At 70.3% G+C, this 1,517-nt stretch carries 3 protein-coding genes; all 3 read left to right on the top strand.

What is annotated here, in order from left to right; genetic code table 11:
- Window positions 1-170 (top strand): ribosome-recycling factor (locus AACZ35_RS14165; protein WP_339830419.1); only part of this gene is annotated, 170 nt, incomplete at its 5' end.
- Between the two features lie 14 nt (window positions 171-184).
- Complete coding sequence (gene uppS / locus AACZ35_RS14160) at window positions 185-928, top strand: polyprenyl diphosphate synthase (protein ID WP_339830416.1); 744 nt, start codon at window positions 185-187, stop codon at window positions 926-928.
- A partial coding sequence (locus tag AACZ35_RS14155) for a phosphatidate cytidylyltransferase (protein ID WP_339830413.1) occupies window positions 925-1,517 on the top strand: 593 nt, incomplete at its 3' end. The genes uppS and AACZ35_RS14155, both read left to right, overlap by 4 nt.

The raw sequence follows: 1,517 nt of genomic DNA, 5'->3' as shown, positions 1-1,517 counted from the left end.
ACGTGCGCCGTGACGCCATCCAGAGCGTCAAGGAACTGCTCAAGGAAAAGCAGGTCACCGAAGACGAGTCGCATCGCGCCGAGGACGAGATCCAGAAGCTCACCGACAAGGCCGTCAAGGACGTCGACGAAGTGGTCAAGGCCAAGGAACAGGAGTTGATGGCGGTTTGAGCCAGGCCGCCACGATGCCCGCCCCGCCAACCCTGCGGCTGCCCCGCCACCTGGCCGTCATCATGGACGGCAACGGCCGCTGGGCGCAGCGCCGCAATCGCCCGCGCACGCTGGGCCACCGCGCCGGCGCCAAGGCGGTGCAGGTGTGCGTGGACTACTGCCTGGCGCGGGGCATCGAGGCGCTTACCCTGTTCGCCTTCTCGTCCGAAAACTGGAACCGGCCCGAAGACGAAGTCGGCGCGCTGATGAAGCTGTTCCTGCGCATGCTCGACAGCGAAGTCGGCGAACTGCACCGCCGCGGCGTGCGCCTGTCCTTCATCGGCGATCGCAGCGGTTTCCCGGAAGCCATCCGTAGCCGCATGGCCCAGGCCGAACAGCAGGCGCCTGCGCAGCCCCGCCTGGCCCTGAACATCGCCGTGGGTTATGGCGGCCGCTGGGACATCGCCCAGGCCTGCCGCAGCCTGGCCGAGGACGTCGCGGCCGGCCGCCTGGCGCCGGAGGACATCAACGAAACCCTGCTCGGCGAACGCATCAGCCTGGCCGGCCTGCCCTCGCCCGACCTGTTCATCCGCACCGGCGGCGACCTGCGCATCAGCAATTTCCTGCTCTGGCAGCTGGCCTACACCGAACTGTGGTTCACCGAAACCCTGTGGCCCGACCTCGACGACAGCGTGCTCGACGCGGCCATGGTCGCGTTCGCCGACCGCGAGCGCCGCTTCGGCCTGACCAGCGCCCAGGTCGCCGGGGGTGCCACGTGAGCCGCCGCCAGCGCATCACCACGGCCGTGGTGCTGGCGCCGCTGCCGATCCTGGCGGTGCTGTTCCTGCCCACGCCCTGGCTGGCCGCGATCATCGCCCTGGTGCTGCTGGCCGGCCTGTGGGAATGGACCCATTTCGCCGGCGTGCACGACCGCCTGCCGCGCGCCGCCTTCCTTACCGCCAACGCCCTGCTGATGGCCGCCCTGGTCTGGGGCGGCGGCCCCAGCCTGTTCACGCTCAAGCTGATGAGCCTGGTCGGCGTGCTCTGGTGGGCAGTGGTCTGCCTTTGGCTGGCCCGTCCCGGCTTCGCCCGGGCCGACACCGCGGCCAACCGCAGCCTCAAGCTGCTGGCCGGCACCCTGGGCATCATCCCGGCCTGGTGCGCACTGGGCTGGCTGCATTCGGAAGACCCGTACGGCGCCCGCTGGACCCTGTTCGCCCTGCTGATCGTCTGGGCCGCCGACAGCGGCGCCTATTTCGCAGGTTCGCGCTGGGGCAAGCGCAAGCTGGCGCCCACCATCAGCCCGGGCAAGAGCTGGGAAGGCGTTTACGGCGGCCTGGCCACGACGGCCCTGCTGGCCATCCCGGC

The organism is uncultured Arenimonas sp. (assembly GCF_963976025.1).
In the GTDB taxonomy this organism is placed as follows: Bacteria; Pseudomonadota; Gammaproteobacteria; order Xanthomonadales; family Xanthomonadaceae; genus Arenimonas.
The sequence above is the reverse complement of the archived record's forward strand: the minus strand, read 5'-3'. Positions and strand labels throughout refer to the sequence as shown.